Raw genomic sequence first — 18,363 nt, 5'->3', positions numbered from 1 at the left:
TTTTTATGCCTCAATACGAAACAATATAAAAAAGGAAAGCCTCTCATTTCTGAGAGGCTTTTTCTGTTGGTCCACAAGGACTCGAACCTTGAACGACTGCACCAAAAACAGTAGTGTTACCATTACACCATAGACCAGTTTTAGTTCCTTATTGCGAGTGCAAATATAATACATAATTCTATTTTCGCAAATTTTTAAACTGAAAAATATTAAAAAAAATATTACTACGTTTACTAAGCAATAAACCCCTTACTTTTGTTACATATTTAACCCATTCCACATCAGGTACATGACAGATTTTAACTTCAAAAAATGGAACTCCATTCTAGGCTGGTCAGCATTTGCAATTTCTTTCATTATTTATTCTTTAACAGTAGAACGCACTCTCAGCTTTTGGGATTGCGGCGAATATATTGCCACAGCCGCTAAACTTGAAGTAGGCCATCCGCCGGGAGCTCCCCTGTTCCAGATGGCAGGTGCCTTTTTCGCAATGTTTGCACCAAGCCCCGATAAAGTCGCTTTAATGGTTAATATGCTATCCGTGACATCCAGCGCCTTCACCATATTGTTTATGTTCTGGTCGCTTACCATATTGCTTAAAAATCTTGTGTCAGGTTTTAGCGAATGGAACCGCAATAACGCAATTATGGTTTTAGGCAGCGCCTTTATAGGTTCACTGGCTTTTACCTTCTCTGATAGTTTTTGGTTCAATGCAACCGAAGCTGAAGTTTACGCCATGGCATCACTTTTTATCGCCCTGCTGATGTGGGCAGGACTGAAGTGGGGAGAAGAAATGCATCAGCCCCGTGGCAATCGCTGGTTATTGATCATATCATTACTTATCGGATTGTCGTTTGGCGTGCACTTTATGGCATTACTGACGATTCCTTCCATAGGGCTTATCTATTACTTTAAAAACTTCAAGACAATAACCATAAAGAATTTCATCATTGCTAATATTATAATGATTGCAATTCTGTTCTTCGTCTTTAAATTCATGCTGCCATATACTCTGGCACTTTTCGGAAAGACAGAGATCTTTATGGTAAACTCATTCGGGCTACCATTCAATTCAGGAACCATATTCATGATGCTGCTTCTTGTAGCCTTATTTTATTACGGATTGCAATATACCCGCAAAAAAGGACTGGCATTTTATAATACCGTTTTACTATGCCTTATTTTTATACTGATCGGCTTCTCTACATGGATTATGTTACCTATAAGGGCTAACGCCAATGTAGTGATCAATGAGAACAGCCCAACCGATGCGGCCGAGGTGCTGGCTTATTACAACCGCGAACAGTATGGAGAACAAAAAACATTCTATGGCCCGCTGTATACCGAAAAATATGCCGGCCTGGATAAGGACAAGCCTTATGAGGACGCTAAACCCAATTATGAGCGCGATTACAAAACCGGAAAATATGTTATTGTAAATAATTACAAGAACGCAAAACAAAACTCTGACGACAATCATAACGGCTTTCTGCCCCGAATGGCCAGTACAGACCATGCTTCCAATTATATGGCATTTACCAAACCGCCGCAATTCAGGATGGACCCTAATTATGACTATGGCCGCGAACTGCTCAAATATGGTGTAGATGTAAACGAGATCAGTGAAGAAGAGGCAAACAAGGCCATGGGTCAAATTCAAGGCGAAGTTCAGAACATTATAAACGAGTTCAAAACCTCTTACAGCAAAGGTGAACTGGGCAATGAAGAATATGACAAGTTCCTGAAATCATACGGGCAGTTCCTGATCATCGAAAAACCATCTTTTGGAGATAATATGGTATTTATGTTCGATTACCAGTTTGGTTATATGTTCTGGCGTTACCTGATGTGGAACTTCACAGGACGACAAAGCGATATTCAGGGCGAATATGACAACATAAACGGAAACTGGCTTAGCGGCATCCCTTTTATAGACGAAGCCATGCTTGGCCCACAAGACAAGCTGACGTCTGACATGAAAAACAATAAAGGACGAAATGTATATTATTTCATCCCATTCATCCTTGCCCTCATAGGTATGGTGTTCCATGCAAAAAAAGACGCAAGGAGTTTTTATGTGATATTAGTCCTATTCCTGTTTACAGGAATCGCTTTAAAGATATTTCTTAACGAAAGGCCTTTCGAGGTACGCGAAAGAGATTATGCCCTTGTAGGCGCATTCTATGCATTTGCTATCTGGATAGGCATTGGCGTATATGCCATATATGAAGGTTCTAAAAAATACATACAGCCAAAAATTGGTGTACCGGCCGTTCTTGCCGTTACGCTGCTGGCATGCCCGCTATTGATGGCAAAAGAAAACTGGGACGACCATGATCGTTCAGGCAGGTATACCGCTATTGCATTTGCCAAAGCTTATCTTGACTCGTGCGAACCGAATGCCATCCTGTTTACTATTGGGGATAACGATACGTTCCCATTATGGTATGCACAGGAAATTGAAGGCTATCGTACAGATGTACGGATCGTATGCTCTACCCTGCTGCCTACCGACTGGTACATTGACCAGATGAAACGCAAGGCTTACGATTCAGAACCAGTACCTATTTCGTTTACCCACAAACAATATGTAGACGGCACCAGGGACTATGTTCTTTACGAACCCTCGACCGATGCACGTATTGATATAGATACTTTTATGGATTTCATAAAACTGGAAGATGAAAGAGCGAAGATTGAACTTGCCAGCGGACAGAAAACCAATTTTTATCCTACCAATAAAGTACGTTTAAAAGTAGACCGCAACCAAGTCATAAAAAACAAGGTCGTATCACCTAAACACTACGATTCTATCGTACCTTACATGGATATCGACCTTCCGAAAAATGCAATCTACAAGCACAACATGATAATGCTGGACATCATCCGTAACAACAACTGGAAGCGCCCGATCTATTTCTCAGGAGGCAGCCCTGACCGCGAAGATTATGCATGGTTCCAGAATTACTTACAGCTTGACGGATTGGTCTATAAGCTTGTACCAATCAAAAATGCAATGCCAAAAGACGGCAACCCAATGGATATGGGCTTTATAGACAGCGATAAAATGTATACTACTGTAATGAAGTGGCAATGGGGTAACAGCGGCAGTCCTGACATCTATCATGACCAGCAAACCATACGCTACAGCCGCAGTTTCAGGAAAAACATGGCCTTGCTTACCGAACAGCTCGTTAAAGAAGGTAAATATGAGAAAGCTGCTAAAATTGCCGACTTAGTAATGACCAATCTGCCTCCTGAGTATTACAGCTTCTATTTTATTTATGAGCCATTTGCAGACGCTTATTACAAGAACGGCAACAAAAAAGAGGCACGCGAGCTTCTCACCTCACTTATAAACAAGTACAAGGAAAAACTCGAATATAACAAATCCCTGCCTATCGTGGACCAAAACAGCAACTACCAGTCCATAATCAGGGACATAGAGCAGTACAGAGGACTCTTGCTCGTCATGAAAGCAAATAACGACATTGAGTTCTATAACAAATCGAGATCAGACTTTAACAGGCTCAATAAAGCTTTCAGGCAATTTGAGCGTGAGGACGAATAAAACAGCGCAGAGCCGGAAGTATCCGGCTCTGCTTACATAAAAAAACCACATCCAAACCAACCACTATGAAATACTTTTTAGCACTAGCCCTCTCACTCATCACTATTGGGATAGCGACAGCACAAACCGACAAACGGCTGAAAGGCGTTGAAAAAGAACTTAATGCAGTACTAAAAGCCACTAATTCTGCTGGATTAGCAGTAGCTGTAGTATACAAAGACAAAATAATTTACAACGCAGGATTTGGCTACAGGGATTATGAAAACAAGATACCCGTAGACGCCAACACGCTGTTTGCGATAGGATCAAGTTCAAAAGCTTTTACCTGTGCCGTACTTGGGCAACTGAGAAATGAAGGTAAATTATCGTTTAATGACAGTCCGCTGAAATATGTTCCGGATCTAAAGTTTTACAACAATGACCTGAACGGGAACATAACCATAGAAGACCTCATGTGTCACCGTACAGGGCTTCCGCGCCACGATATCTCATGGTATTTATTCCCATCACACAGCAAAGACAGCCTTGTTCAAAGAATACAATACATGGAACCGAGTGCCGGCCTGAGACAGCAATGGCAATACAACAACTTTATGTTTATGCTGCAGGGCGTGATCGCCGAAAAAATTACAGGCAAAACCTGGGAAGACAATATCAAAGAACGCTTCTTCACTCCATTGGGAATGACACGCTCCAACACGAGCATACAGGAAATGAAGAAGGCTTCTAATGCTGCATTAGGCTACACCCTGAAAGACAATGTTATTACCAAAATGGATTATTATGACATTGCCGCCATGAGCCCGGCCGGAAGCATTAACAGCAGCGTGAATGATATGGCAAACTGGCTTATTACCTGGATAAATAGCGGAAAATTTAACGGCAAAGAAATTCTTCCCGACTCATACATATCTGAAGCTATCAGCTCTCATGCTGTAGCAAGAGGAGGATTGCCAACAGAAGAGTTCCCAAACACATTTATTTCAAATTACGGCTATGGCTGGTTCTTAACGTCATACAAAGGAAATTACAGGGTGGAACATGGCGGTAATATCGACGGATTTTCGGCGAGCGTAACCTTTTATCCAACGGCCGAAATTGGGATAGTAGTACTGACCAACCAAAATAATTCGGGACTACCATCATTTGCAAGAAATACAATTGCCGACAGATTGCTGAACGTAAAACGTACCGATTGGGCCGCATACTACAAAGAGCAGCTGGACAAAGAGAAAAAAGAGAAAGAAGAAACTAAAAAAGAGGAGCCTAAAAAAGCTAACGAAGTGGCCACACCATCGCATCCGTTAACAGCATATACAGGATTATATACAAATCCCGGGTATGGCACGTTTGAAGTCGTTGTTAAAAATGACTCCCTGTTTGCCGAGCTAAAAAACACAACCTATTATCTTAAAAGCAAATACTACGATATTTTTGACCCTTTCGAAGTTAAAAATGGTAAAATAGAGGTTAGTGAGGATAACAGCGGGCTTTTCTTTAATTTCTCAACTAACGATTCCGGCGACATCGCTGCACTTATGCTAAAAATGGAGTCAACGCTCGACCATCCGCTACAGTTTAAGCGTAAACCAAAAGAAATTGCGGTAGACAGTGAAACACTGAACAAGTATATTGGCGAGTATGTTATCAAAGGAATGACCGTGAAAGTTTCAGTGAAAAACAATAAGCTTAACCTGTTTGTACCGGGACAGCCGGAATATGAACTTGCAGCTACTGATAAGAATATGTATGTCATCACAGCTCTTGAAGGTTTTAAGGTAGAATTCATCCAAACCGGAGACGGTTCTGTAAAAGAACTTAAACTTCATCAGCCTAATGGCGAATTTATAGCCGTCAAAAAATAATATAATACAACCTACCTTATCGCGACAGGACTGACTCATTTAGCAGTCCTGTCGTGTTTTATGACACGTGAGTAAAAACAAAACTCTTAAAAAATGCTTTTTTAAGGGTTTTAGTATTTTTCACTCTACAAAAAACGATTTTTTAACCCGTCCCTTTTCTAAAAAAATAGTTTCTTTGCATATTAGATATCACCGAACAACAATCATTACATGATAACATTCAATTTCAAAAAATGGAATACCATCTTAGGGTGGTCTGTTTTTGCCATTGCACTTCTTGTTTACTCCCTAACTGTAGAACCTACCCTTAGTTTTTGGGATTGCGGCGAGTACATTGCCACATCTGCAAAACTTGAAGTTGGCCACCCGCCGGGAGCTCCGCTTTACCAAATGATGGGTGCCTTCTTTGCCATGTTTGCCACTGGCCCGGAAAAAGTTGCATTGATGGTGAATATGATGTCGGTATTCTCAAGTGCTTTTACCATACTTTTCATGTTCTGGTCACTTACAATGTTGCTTAAAAACCTTATTGGTAAAGTATCTGAACTCAACAATGATAATGCTGTTGTAATATTGGGTGCGTCTGCTGTAGGCAGCCTTGCCTATACATTTACCGATAGCTTTTGGTTTAATGCTGTTGAGGCAGAGGTATATGCCATGGCATCATTGCTTATAGCGCTATTGCTTTGGCTTGGGCTTCGCTGGGAACAGGAAATGCACACACCAAGAGGCAACAAATGGCTGCTTATCATATCGCTTGTTATAGGATTATCATTCGGTGTGCACTTTATGGCACTACTAACGATACCTGCAATCGGTTTTATCTACTACTTTAAAAATTATGAGAAGATAACAGTTAAGAGCTTTATCATTGCCAACGTTATTATTGTTGCGATACTGCTTTTCATCTTCAAATTATTATTGCCATATACTATGGCTATCTTTGGTAAAACAGAGATTTTCATGGTAAACTCTTTAGGATTACCATTTAACTCAGGAACTATATTTGTTACGCTTGCCATCATAGCTTCTTTTTATTTTGGACTGCAATACACAAAAAAGAAAGGACTTCCGCTATATAATACAATTATCCTTTGCGTGCTGTTTATCCTTATCGGATTCTCTACCTGGATGATGCTGCCAATACGCGCCAATGCTAATGTTGTTATCAATGAGAACAGGCCATCGGATGCTGCCGAGGTACTTGCTTACTATAACCGTGAGCAGTATGGTGAGCAAAAATTATTCTACGGCCCTATGTACTCTGATGCATTTGCAGGACTTGACGAGAACAACCCATACGAAGACGAAAAGCCCAACTACCAGAGGGATTACAAGACAGGTAAATATGTTATTGTAAACAACTTTAAAAACGCAAAACAAAATACTGACGACAGGCAAAAAGGCTTTATGCCAAGGATGTGGAGCACAGAGCATGCCGCCAATTATATGCGTTTTACAAAACCACTTGATTTCAGGCTTAACCCGTCGTATGACTACGAGCAGGAGTTAAGAAAATACGGCCTGCCCGTAGACCAGATGAGCGAGGAAGACTACAATCAGGCCATGGCTCAGGTTAGAGGCGAGGTAGAAAGTGTTGTAAATGAATTTAAAGCTTCCTTTAAATCAGGCCAGGCAGATGTTGAGGATTATGAAAAATTCCTTAAGACCTATGGTGACTATCTTATCATAGAAAAGCCATCGCTTGGTGACAACATGAAATATATGTTTGAATACCAGTTTGGCTACATGTACTGGAGGTACCTAATGTGGAACTTTACAGGTCGCCAAAATGACATTCAGGGACGTTGGGACAATCTTGAAGGTAACTGGCTGAGTGGTGTAACACCCCTTGATGAGATGCATCTTGGCTCGCAGCAAAACCTGCCTACCGACATGAAAGAAAACAAAGGCCGTAACACCTATTACTTCCTTCCGTTCATACTTGCTCTTGTTGGTATTGCTTTCCATGCGAGAAAAGACCCTAAAAGCTTCTATGTATTACTTACACTGTTCCTGTTTACAGGGATAGCGCTGAAGATATACCTTAACGAAAGACCTTTTGAACCACGTGAAAGGGATTATGCCCTTGTGGGCTCGTTCTATGTATTTGCCATGTGGATAGCCTATGGAGTGTATGCCATATATGACGGACTGAAAAAATATGTTCAGCCTAAAGTTTCGGGTCCGGTGGTTATTGCTGTTACATTATTGGCAGCCCCGGTGCTTATGGCTTCTCAAAACTGGGATGACCATGACCGTTCTGGCAAATATACTGCTGTAGCAATGGCCAAAGCTTATCTGTCATCGTGCGATAAGAACGCCATACTATTTACCATTGGCGATAACGACACCTTCCCATTATGGTATGCACAGGAGATTGAAGGTTTCCGTACTGACGTTAGGATAGTAAACACCAGCTTATTGATGACCGACTGGTACATTGATCAAATGAAAGCCAAAGCATACGAGTCTGAACCGATGCCTATAAGCTTTACAAACAGCCAGTACAAACAGGGAACACGCGACTACAGCCTGTATGTTCCGGAGATAGAGAACAGGTGGCCCCTGAGCAACTTTATTAATTTCCTTAAAGAGGAAGGAAATGACGTTAGAAAAGAGCTTAACAACGGACATTTTGTAAACTACTACCCTACCAACAAAGTGAGGATTCCGGTAAACAGGGAAGAAGTGATTAAGCATAAAGTTGTTTCTCCTAAGCAATATGACTCCATAGTTCCATTTATAGATGTCACTATTAAAGGTGATGCTTTATACAAGAACCGCCTTATCATGCTTGATATCATCAACAATAATAACTGGAAACGACCTGTATACTTTACCGGCGGAAGTTTTGGTGATGATGACTACCTGTGGATGAAGGATTACCTTCAGCTAGATGGTATGGTATTCAAACTGGTTCCGGTAAGGACTGCAATACCTAAAGACGGTAGCCCGCTAGACATGGGGTATATAGATACTGACAAAATGTATGATATCGTTATGGCATGGGATTGGGGTAATAGTGAAAACCCTAACATTTACCACGACCCAGAAACACGCAAAAACAGTATTACCTACCGTACTAACCTTGCAAGGCTGATGGAAGCACTGATTAAAGAAGGTAAAAAAGACAAGGCTAAGAAGATCATTGACCTTGCCATGACCAAAATGCCTTTGGAGTTCTACGAGTATTATACGCTGCTTGAACCATTCGCATCCGGTTATTACCAGCTTGGCGAAAAACAGCAGGCACGCCAGCTACTGGACAAACTTATTAAAAAATACCAGGAGAACCTTATCTATTACAGAGGCCTTTCTATAGACGACCAAAACGTTATTGCAATAGATATCGTAACTGCAATAGAACGTTACAGAAGCCTGCTATGGGTAATGAAAGATAATGGTGACGACCAGTATTATAACGCTGCGAAAGTTAAATTCAATGAATTCAACGAAAAAGCAGGAAGATATAAAAGAGATAAGGAATAGTAATTCAAACTATTCTTAACTTTGGGATGCAGTACTGTTTAGATAGTACTGCATCCTTTTTTTAATTTCAGCACTATGAAATCGTATTGGGTAAAAACGCGATGGTTTATAAAGAAAATCTTTCCCGGATATATCTGGGACATACCCATTGCAGAAAAAACAATTTACCTGACTTTTGATGACGGCCCCATACCCGAAGTTACCGAATGGGTTTTGGATGTTCTGAAAGTACACGATATAAAAGCAACCTTCTTTTGCATTGGCAATAACATTGAGAAGAACCCGTATGTCTTTCAAAAAGTGATTGATGCAGGCCATGTAATAGGCAATCATACCTTTAACCATATTAATGGCTGGAAAACTGACAACACAGCCTACTATGAAAACATAGAGGCCTGCAGGCAGACTATTATAAACCATAACGGTAATGACAATGGGCTGTTCCGTCCGCCTTATGGGAAGATAAGCCGGGAACAAACGAAAGAAGTAAAAAGCATGGGCTACAAAATAGTAATGTGGGATGTGCTAAGCGCTGACTTCGACAGAACAATCACCCCCGAAAAGTGCCTGGATAATGTAATAAAAAACGCCACCAATGGCAGCGTTATTATATTTCATGACAGCCTAAAGGCATTTCCTAACCTGGAATATGCACTGCCGCGTGTAATCGAATATCTTAAAGAAAAGGGATTTAGCTTTGGAACTATAGATTAAAGCTGTTCCTGAACAAGGCCTATGATAGTATTAGCATCAAGTTCACCTGATTGCCTCCATACCATTTGCCCGTCTTTGTAGATCATAAGCGTCGGAAGACCCTTAATCCTTAGCGCATCGGCCAGTTCCTGATTTTTATCCACATCAATTTTTATAACTTTTGCCCTGTCACCCAGCGCAGCAGCCACATCCCTTATAACAGGATGCATGGATACAGAGGGTTCATTCCACTCCGTATAAAAATCAATTAGTACAGGTACCTGGGAGTTTATAAGTTCTCCAAATTTTGACATATAATGAAATTTTAAACTGACTTTAAAACTTTTTATAAATAAATATAATACAAATATAGCATTTTTACCAAATGAGCCTACTTTTTAAGCTTTTTTTAGTTCCAGCACAGTAATTTCAGGCCATATCCCCACGCGCCCCGGATAGGCATGAAAGCCAAAACCACGGTTTACATATACATATCTGCCAAGGTTTTCATATAATCCCGCCCATTGTTTATAAACGTATTGTACAGGACTCCACTTGATTATACCCGGAATCTCAATCCCGAACTGAAGCCCGTGCGTATGGCCGCTCAGGGTAAGATGATAGTTATGAGGATTGTTCTTCACTTCATACTCCCAATGTGACGGATCGTGGCTCATCAGTATTTTGAAGTCATTTTGGTCAACCCCTTGTGACGCTTTTACAAGATCGCCTGCCTTTTTAAAGTTGTGTCCCCAGTTTTCAAGACCAATAAGCGCAATTTGCTGACCATCCTTTTCGAACTTTATGTTTTCATTCAGCAACAGCTTAAAGCCTATCTGACGGTGAAGGTCTTTTATATCCTCAAAATTCTTTTGCTTTTCAGCCTGGGAAGGCCAGGTTACATACTCACCATAATCATGATTACCCAAAACAGAATATTTACCCATTGGCGCAACATTGATGCGCTTAAAAGTATCAATCCATGGGTGCATCTCCGAAGCATGCGTATTTACGATATCACCGGTAAATAATACAATGTCAGAATTCTGCTGATTGATAAGATCGATGGCGTGCTCGATCTCCTCGGGATTATCAAAACTCCCACTGTGAATATCGGATATCTGGGTGATCGTCATTCCGTCAAAAGCATCGGGAAGATCGGGAAATAATATGGTTTGCTTAATCACCTTGAAATTGTACTTCCCTTTGGTCATACCATACAGCAGCGAAAGGAAAGGTATTGCTGCAAGCCCCATAGCGATCTGGCTGACAAACTTTCGCCTGTCTGGCAGAAAAGACTGCTCGTTATTACCCAGGAATGCTCTTATGCAGCCGCCAATAAGCCTGAAAATGTCCTCACCAAGCATTACAACCGTAATGACAATCTTTGGCAGATAGGTAATCAGCAGCAATCCCATGGTAAACAGGGTTGTTTTATTTTGTCCAATGGTTCTGTCAAACTGCGTAAACTGATATACAATATACAGAAGTATGATCAGGGAGACAGCAATATAGGCATATTGCACCCATCGTATTTTAAAGACTGTTTTTACTGTCTGGAAAGCATAAATTTCGACCAGTGCAACAAAGACAAAGAATAATATCCAGCGAATCATTTAATTTGTTTTTACAAATTAACGAATAAAGCCGCTATTTGTTACAGTACACTCATAACTATTAGCCGCCGCAATCTTGCAGTTTGTTCAAAGTTCGTCCCGCAGGCACTTTATATTCTGCATCGGTTTGCTTATTTTTACGCCAAATCATTTTTCATGTCACAACAAAAACGCCTTTTCCTGTTAGATGCTTACGCACTGATATTTCGTGGTTATTATGCTTTCATAAAGAACCCAAGAATCAATTCGAAAGGAATGGACACTTCGGCCATCATGGGGTTCATGAACTCTCTTCTTGACGTTATCAAGCGCGAAAAGCCGGATCACCTGGCTGTAGCTTTTGATAAAGAAGGCAGTGCCGTGCGCACCGAAATGTTTACAGAATATAAAGCGAACCGTGACGAAACTCCTGAAGCTATCAAAATTGCAGTTCCTTACATTCAGGAATTATTAAAGGCAATGCACATTCCTGTAATAGAACTGGCCGGCTGTGAGGCCGATGACCTTATTGGCACACTTGCAAAACAGGCCGAGAAACAGAACTACCAGGTATTTATGGTAACCCCTGATAAGGATTTTGCCCAGTTGGTAAGCGAAAACATATTTATGTACCGTCCTGCCCGTATGGGTAATGGTATCGAAATATGGGGTGTACCCGAAGTGCTTGAGCGTTTCGAGATAGAAAGGCCGGAACAGGTAATTGACTTTTTAGGAATGATGGGCGATGCCGTGGATAACATTCCGGGATTACCCGGTGTTGGCGAAAAGACAGCCAAGAAACTCCTTAAAGACTACGGCTCTATGGAGAACCTGCTTGCCAATACCCACGAGCTGAAAGGCAAGATGCGCGAGAATATTGAAGCCAACAAAGAAAAAGGCATCATGTCTAAAAAGCTCGCAACCATCATCATCGATTGTGATGTTACATTTAATGAAGACGATTTTGAACTAACAAAACCGGACACCGAAAAAGTTGAAGCTTTATTCAATGAGTTGGAATTCCGCCGTATGGCAGAGCAGTTTCACAAGCTTTTTGATGAAAACCAAAGCTTTGAAAATGCCGGTGCGCAGGGCTATGCTCCTACCAAAACGATCGTTAAGAACGAGCAGCAATACGACCTGTTTAGTGAAGGTGCGGCCGATCCTGCTGCAGTAAATACACCTACAGGATTTTATAACACCATAGAAAATACCGACCATTTTTACCAGGCAGTTCAGGGTAATATGGCCATTAGCTTCCTGATGCGCGACATGATGAAGCAGACCAGCGTTAGCTTTGACACAGAAACAACAGGTATAAACCCGCTTACGGCTGAACTTGTAGGCTTATCGTTCTCTTGGGAGAAAGGAAAAGGATTTTATGTTCCGGTTCCTGAAAACCGTGAAGAAGCACAACAGATCGTTAATCAGTTCCTTCCCTTCTTTGAAGATAAGAATATCGAGAAAATAGGACAAAACCTGAAATATGACCTGGAAATGCTGGCTCAGTATGGCGTTACTATCAAAGGTAAAATATTCGACACCATGATCGCGCATTACCTTATCAACCCAGATATGCGTCATGGAATGGATATACTGGCTGAAACTTACCTTAAATATTCGCCGGTGCCTATCGAGGCTCTTATTGGTAAAAAAGGAAAAGGTCAGCGATCAATGCGTGATGTGGATATTGAACTAATAAAAGAATATGCTGTTGAAGATGCTGATATCACACTTCAGCTGAAAGAAATATTCGCGCCAATGCTGGAAAGTACTGATACCCGCAAGCTATTTGACGAAATCGAAATTCCGCTTATGCCGGTACTGGCCGCTATGGAACAGGAAGGGATCAATCTTGACACACCATACCTGAAAGAACTTTCGGCAGAACTTTTGGGCGATATAAAAAGACTGGAACAGCAGATATATGAAACCGCAGGCGAATCATTTAATCTTGCTTCACCAAAACAATTAGGAGACATCTTATTTGACAGACTTAAAATAGGTGGTGCCAAACAAAAGAAAACAAAAACAGGCCAGTATGCAACAGGCGAAGAAGTACTTTCTTACCTGGCAACCGATAACCCTATAGTAGCCGATATTTTGGAATGGAGACAGCTTGTAAAACTTCAGAATACCTATGTAGAAGCTTTACCGCTTCAGGTAGAAGCTAAAACAGGCCGTGTACATACCGATTATATGCAAACGGTAGCGGCAACAGGCCGTTTAAGCTCTAATAACCCCAACCTGCAAAACATCCCTATCCGTACCGAAAGGGGGAGGCAGATACGTAAGGCATTCATTGCACGAAATGAAGAATATACCATTCTCTCTGCCGATTACTCGCAAATAGAGCTTCGCATTATCGCTGCTCTGAGCGGCGACCCTGAAATGGTAAATGCTTTTAAGAACGGTGAAGATATCCATGCCTCTACCGCAGCAAAAGTATTCAACGTTGCGTTGGAAGAGGTAACCCGCGAACAGCGTAGCCATGCCAAGACCGTAAACTTTGGTATTGTCTATGGCGTATCGGCATTTGGACTGAGCAACCAGACATCACTAAGCCGCTCTGAATCGAAAGATCTTATTGATGCTTATTACAAGACCTATCCAAGGCTGAAACAATACATCAATGAGCAGGTAGAAATAGCCCGTGAACAGGGTTATGTACAAACCATCTCAGGACGAAGAAGATACCTTAAAGACATTAACTCGCAAAATATGGTCGTGCGTGGTGGTGCAGAGCGAAATGCTGTGAATGCCCCTATACAGGGAAGCGCCGCCGACATCATTAAAATTGCGATGATAAATATTCAGGAGAAGCTGATAAATGAGAACTGGAAAAGTAAAATGTTACTTCAGGTACACGATGAACTTGTTTTTGACGTTCATAATAGTGAACTGGAACGCATAAAGCCCATGATCAAACAAGAAATGGAAAGTGCCTTTACACTGGCCGTACCTCTTGAAGTAGACATGGGAACAGGAAAAAACTGGCTTGAGGCTCATTAATACCTGCTATTGCGGTTCATAAGTAAATATCCATTTATGAAAAAAATATTTTTAAGCGTAGTCGCCTTTATGCTGGCAGTACCTGTGTTTGCACAAAATGATAGTGCAAAATTCAGAAAAATAGACAGCCTGCTTACCTACCTGTATGCTAACAATAAGTTTATGGGCTCTATTGCCATACAGGAAAAAGGGACTGTAGTATTTGAGAAAGCTTACGGCTATGCCGATGTTGAAAGCAAAACCAAAGCCACTCCAAAGACAAAATACAAAATAGGCTCTATTACTAAAATTTTCACTTCTGCTATCATCTTTCAGCTGATCGAAGAGAAAAAGCTGAAGCTTAACACTAAGCTTTCGGAGTTTTTCCCGAAGATTAAAAATGCTGACAAGATTACTATAGGGCAGATGTTAAACCATCAAAGTGGCATTTATAATTATACCGACAATGCCGATTTTGAGACTTACAACACTAAGCTTCAGAACAGAAGGGAGATGCTTAACCGTTTAGAATCATATGAACCTGTCTTTGAGCCCGGAACCAAAGCAGAATACAGTAGTTCTAATTACCTTTTGCTGGGGTATATCATTCAGGATATTACCTTAAAAAGCTACAAGGAGAATGTAATGTCAAGAATAGTAAATAAGATTGGCCTTAAGAACACGTATTATTATTCTAAGATCAATCCTAAAAAGAACGAATCCTACTCTTATTCTTTCTCCAATGGTAAATGGATAAGGACAGAAGAATGGAACGAATCTATTGTGGGAGCGGCGGGTGCTTTACAATCTACACCTGCAGACCTTACAAAGTTTGCTAAGGCGCTCTTTGACGGTAAGATCATTAAGAAAGAATCACTGGCTCTAATGACAACTATAGACATGGGCTTTGGAAAAGGAATATTTGCATATCCTTTTATAGAAAGAAAATTTTTTGGACACAATGGCGGCATTGAATCGTTCTCATCTGTTTTAGGCTATTATCCTAAAGACGACCTTGCCATCTCAGTACTCATGAATGGCGATGATATAAACACCAACGACTTAATGACGGGCGTATTAAGCTGTTATTATAAACTACCTTATATCTTCCCGAATTTTAAAAGTGCTAAGATTGACGAGAGCGTACTAAAGAAATATGAGGGTTTCTACACCAATCCTCAACTGCCCTTTAAAGTAGACATCAAGCTGGTTAACGGAGTATTGACCGCTCACGCTACCGACCAGGGTTCATTTCCCCTGAATCCGCTAAGCGAAACACAGTTCAATTTTGACCCTGCCGGCATTACCATCACCTTTAATGCAAAAGGATTTACATTAAAACAAGCCGATGGCTCAACATCTCAGTTCACGAAAGAATAAATCTAAACCAATTCCAGTTAACCCAAAAAAAGGTTTATAGATGGTAGAAAATAGAAGAAACCAGTTATTATTCGCAATGTATAGGGCGTTCTTGTTTAATATTACATTTTATACCAGACTAATATGTGCAGAGATAAGGGGGAGCAAGCTGATCATTTGGGTGTATTTAGACAGAATGCCAACAGACCATGAAAAAGACGTATATTATTCCGTCTGCGCAGAATTAACGGGTACATTTATGGATTTAGATGGTAGTCTCAGTGAAGTGTATTTTTTAACTGACAATTTCAATGAAGATGACTTTAAAGATAAATTATTGATATTTGCTCGGTGTAATTATTTAGATGTAGAAGGTGATCTTTTATAACATCTATTTGATTACCTAATATCGGTAATGTTGCTAATAGCTTTAAAAGCGGGTTCGTGTTCCAGATGTGTTGGCAATTAATTTATTCACTCATATTTTAATTTTATTGACACCTTTAAATAACATTCTTTCGGGATGCAGGTACCAAATAGGCATTATAACGGAAGCGATTGCAGCTATGGTTTCCAGGGGCAGGAAAAAGACAACGAGATTAAAGGTGATGGTAACAGTGTAAATTATACCTTTAGGATGCATGACCCAAGGATTGGTAGGTTCTTTGCTGTTGACCCTTTAGAATCAGATTATCCACATAACTCACCGTATGCTTTCAGTGAAAATAGTGTAATAGCATTTGTCGAATTAGAAGGTAAAGAAAAAACTTGGAGTCAAGCATAGAATAACGATATCGTCGCCGGTTTCAAAGAATTACTAAGCTTACAAAATTGGAAAAAAATTAAAGATGATGTTGTAGGAGAACTTAACGGCTCTAAACATCATGTGTACTTACAGCCGAAGGGTGTAGTAGAAAATATTGCTTTCCAAGAAGGTCAAATCATTTCAAGTTTATTCTTCCCAACTAACGCAGTGAATACTTACCAAGGAATCTCCAATGGTAAGGATGCATTTTGAAATGCTTTTGGTAAAGGTGACGCCGCCTTAGAATTAACTACTGCTAGAATTAACTACTGCTATAGTACCACTTGCAAAACCTGTAAAATATTTAGATGACGTTGGTGATGCAATTAAAGTAGTCGACAGAGCAAACGATGTACGAAAAGTAACCAAAGGAAAGTGGGGGGCTATAATTGCTGATTATAGCACTACAGCAATTGAGCACATAAAAGATGGGCATTTTTTCAGTTCAAGACCTGGAAAATTGACAAGTAGATTCTCATAAAGTAATAGTACAATTGCAAAGGTAAAAGCTTTGACAAATGAAGCTAGTACGAAAGATGTTCATACTGGGGATAAAGGTAACTATTCAGTTATACATACTTGATGAAGTAATTGGTACAACTTCTAAAGGTAAAAGCACTAAAACACTTCAAGTATACTTAGATTCCAAAGGAAATGTCATAAATTCGTACCAAAACCTAAATAGATAAAAATGAATAAAAACGTTTTTTTTGATTATCAGTTAAATTATGATACTATTGTTTCTGAAAAGAAAAAACATGATTTTTCATCAATAAACGAAATAGAACTTTTCCGAATTGCCCAAGGCAAAATATTTATTTTTTTTGAAGAACAAAGAAATTTTATAATTATAGAAGATAGTATTTTGAGTTATCTTAAACAGATTAAATTTGCTCTTAGAGATATTGATGAGGGAAACTTTACTGCTTTTACCGTTTCGACGCACGATTGGTTTAGCAATAATATTAGATTTACTTATGACGATAAGTCTTCAAATTTGAGGCTTTTTGAAATGAATAATCACGATTTTGATATACAAATTACTTATTTAAGTTTTAAAAACATATTTAATAAGTTTAGCAAGAAATGCATAAGTCAAATTATTGAAGTGTACCCTGAATTGTTGATTAATGAGAATTTTCTTAAAATGAGGGAAGACAATTATTTCTTTTTTTAATGGATAATTTTCTTTAGTAGAAGTAAAAAGATAATTTTTTAGATGTGTTGATTCATTATTGTTAAAAAGATTATCAATTAAAATCAAACACTTAATTTATTTTACTTTATAAAATTAAAACAACCTTCGGGTTGTTTTTTTGTTTAATGTATGCTTAAATTTAATCTAATAGCTATAACAGGGGCGCATGTTCCAGATGTGTTGGTGGAAAATCATCACAGAAATAAAACAACTTGTACTTCTAATCCCGATAGTAGCGGTATCCATTTGAAAAAAAAGATAAGCGCATGGTATAAAAACAATAATCTCTCCCCGGTTCGGGGAGAGATTATTGTCTTTGCCTTCAGGCTTCTATAAGTGATTTTAACGCAGCAATGCGTTCGGTAGTAATCAGTATCGCTTTATAATCTTTATATTGCTGTTGCTCTTTATGTTGTTTGGCGATATACTCCCATATGCATATCTAAATTAATGTGCAGCTTCACCACCAAGGAACTTAAGCCCGATGATTGAAAGTATGAGCGTACTGATGAAAAAGATACGCCAAAAGTTAACCGGCTCATTAAAATAAACCATTCCTATTATTACAGTGCCAAAAGCACCTATTCCTGTCCATACCGCATAGACAGTTCCCAACGGAAGTGTCTGGCAGGCTTTATTGACAAAATAAAAGCTTACTACAATACAGCTTATAAAAACAGCAACCCATTTATAATTAGTGAAATTGTTAGACAGTTTAAGGCTTGTGGTAAAACCAAGCTCAAGGATACCGGCAATGATAAGATAGATCCAGTTCATAATGCTTTCTTTAAAAT

At 39.7% G+C, this 18,363-nt stretch carries 13 protein-coding genes and 1 tRNA gene; 10 read left to right on the top strand and 4 right to left on the bottom strand.

What is annotated here, in order from left to right:
- Window positions 1–66: 66 nt before the first annotated feature.
- Window positions 67–137: transfer RNA gene (locus tag ACX0HA_RS12545), tRNA-Gln, on the bottom strand.
- 152 nt (window positions 138–289) lie between these two features.
- Here ACX0HA_RS12545 and ACX0HA_RS12540 point away from each other — a divergent pair.
- The 4 genes from ACX0HA_RS12540 to ACX0HA_RS12525 all read left to right on the top strand — a co-directional run bounded on the left by ACX0HA_RS12540 (window position 290) and on the right by ACX0HA_RS12525 (window position 9,642).
- Window positions 290–3,571, top strand: a complete 3,282-nt coding sequence (locus tag ACX0HA_RS12540; protein WP_458845637.1) for a glycosyltransferase family 117 protein — start codon at window positions 290–292, stop codon at window positions 3,569–3,571.
- 65 nt (window positions 3,572–3,636) lie between these two features.
- Window positions 3,637–5,436 (top strand): serine hydrolase, encoded by a 1,800-nt coding sequence (locus ACX0HA_RS12535; protein WP_458845636.1) that lies wholly within the window; start codon window positions 3,637–3,639, stop codon window positions 5,434–5,436.
- A 210-nt stretch (window positions 5,437–5,646) separates the two neighbouring features.
- The gene (locus ACX0HA_RS12530) at window positions 5,647–8,928 is read left to right on the top strand and encodes a glycosyltransferase family 117 protein (protein WP_458845635.1); all 3,282 of its coding nucleotides are present in this window, start codon (window positions 5,647–5,649) and stop codon (window positions 8,926–8,928) included.
- A gap of 75 nt (window positions 8,929–9,003) precedes the next feature.
- Window positions 9,004–9,642: a polysaccharide deacetylase family protein gene (locus ACX0HA_RS12525; RefSeq protein ID WP_458845634.1), complete on the top strand. Its 639-nt coding sequence runs from the start codon at window positions 9,004–9,006 to the stop codon at window positions 9,640–9,642.
- Here the strand turns inward: ACX0HA_RS12525 and ACX0HA_RS12520 are convergent.
- Together ACX0HA_RS12520 and ACX0HA_RS12515 are read right to left on the bottom strand one after the other, a co-directional pair.
- The gene (locus ACX0HA_RS12520) at window positions 9,639–9,935 is read right to left on the bottom strand and encodes a thioredoxin family protein (protein ID WP_458845633.1); all 297 of its coding nucleotides are present in this window, start codon (window positions 9,933–9,935) and stop codon (window positions 9,639–9,641) included. The two genes, ACX0HA_RS12525 and ACX0HA_RS12520, sit on opposite strands and share 4 nt — an antisense overlap.
- Before the next feature lie 84 nt (window positions 9,936–10,019).
- Complete coding sequence (locus tag ACX0HA_RS12515) at window positions 10,020–11,237, bottom strand: metallophosphoesterase (RefSeq protein ID WP_458845632.1); 1,218 nt, start codon at window positions 11,235–11,237, stop codon at window positions 10,020–10,022.
- Between the two features lie 156 nt (window positions 11,238–11,393).
- Between ACX0HA_RS12515 and polA the strand changes: the two genes are divergently transcribed.
- From polA to ACX0HA_RS12485, 6 genes are all read left to right on the top strand, one after another.
- A complete protein-coding gene (polA, locus tag ACX0HA_RS12510; protein ID WP_458845631.1) occupies window positions 11,394–14,228 on the top strand; it encodes a DNA polymerase I in 2,835 nt (944 codons plus the stop codon).
- Between the two features lie 36 nt (window positions 14,229–14,264).
- Entirely contained in the window at window positions 14,265–15,587 is a 1,323-nt protein-coding gene (locus tag ACX0HA_RS12505) for a serine hydrolase domain-containing protein (protein ID WP_458845630.1), read from the top strand.
- A 40-nt stretch (window positions 15,588–15,627) separates the two neighbouring features.
- Window positions 15,628–15,954, top strand: a complete 327-nt coding sequence (locus tag ACX0HA_RS12500) for a hypothetical protein (RefSeq protein ID WP_458845629.1) — start codon at window positions 15,628–15,630, stop codon at window positions 15,952–15,954.
- 135 nt (window positions 15,955–16,089) lie between these two features.
- Window positions 16,090–16,350, top strand: a complete 261-nt coding sequence (locus tag ACX0HA_RS12495; RefSeq protein ID WP_458845628.1) for an RHS repeat-associated core domain-containing protein — start codon at window positions 16,090–16,092, stop codon at window positions 16,348–16,350.
- Between the two features lie 539 nt (window positions 16,351–16,889).
- The gene (locus tag ACX0HA_RS12490; RefSeq protein WP_458845627.1) at window positions 16,890–17,060 is read left to right on the top strand and encodes a hypothetical protein; all 171 of its coding nucleotides are present in this window, start codon (window positions 16,890–16,892) and stop codon (window positions 17,058–17,060) included.
- 2 nt (window positions 17,061–17,062) lie between these two features.
- Entirely contained in the window at window positions 17,063–17,548 is a 486-nt protein-coding gene (locus ACX0HA_RS12485) for a hypothetical protein (RefSeq protein ID WP_458845626.1), read from the top strand.
- Between the two features lie 468 nt (window positions 17,549–18,016).
- Here ACX0HA_RS12485 and ACX0HA_RS12480 read toward each other — a convergent pair whose 3' ends face one another.
- Window positions 18,017–18,346, bottom strand: a complete 330-nt coding sequence (locus ACX0HA_RS12480) for a DMT family transporter (RefSeq protein ID WP_458845625.1) — start codon at window positions 18,344–18,346, stop codon at window positions 18,017–18,019.
- Window positions 18,347–18,363 lie beyond the last annotated feature (17 nt).

It is taken from the genome of Flavobacterium hauense, from assembly GCF_054457175.1.
The sequence above is the reverse complement of the archived record's forward strand: the minus strand, read 5'-3'. Positions and strand labels throughout refer to the sequence as shown.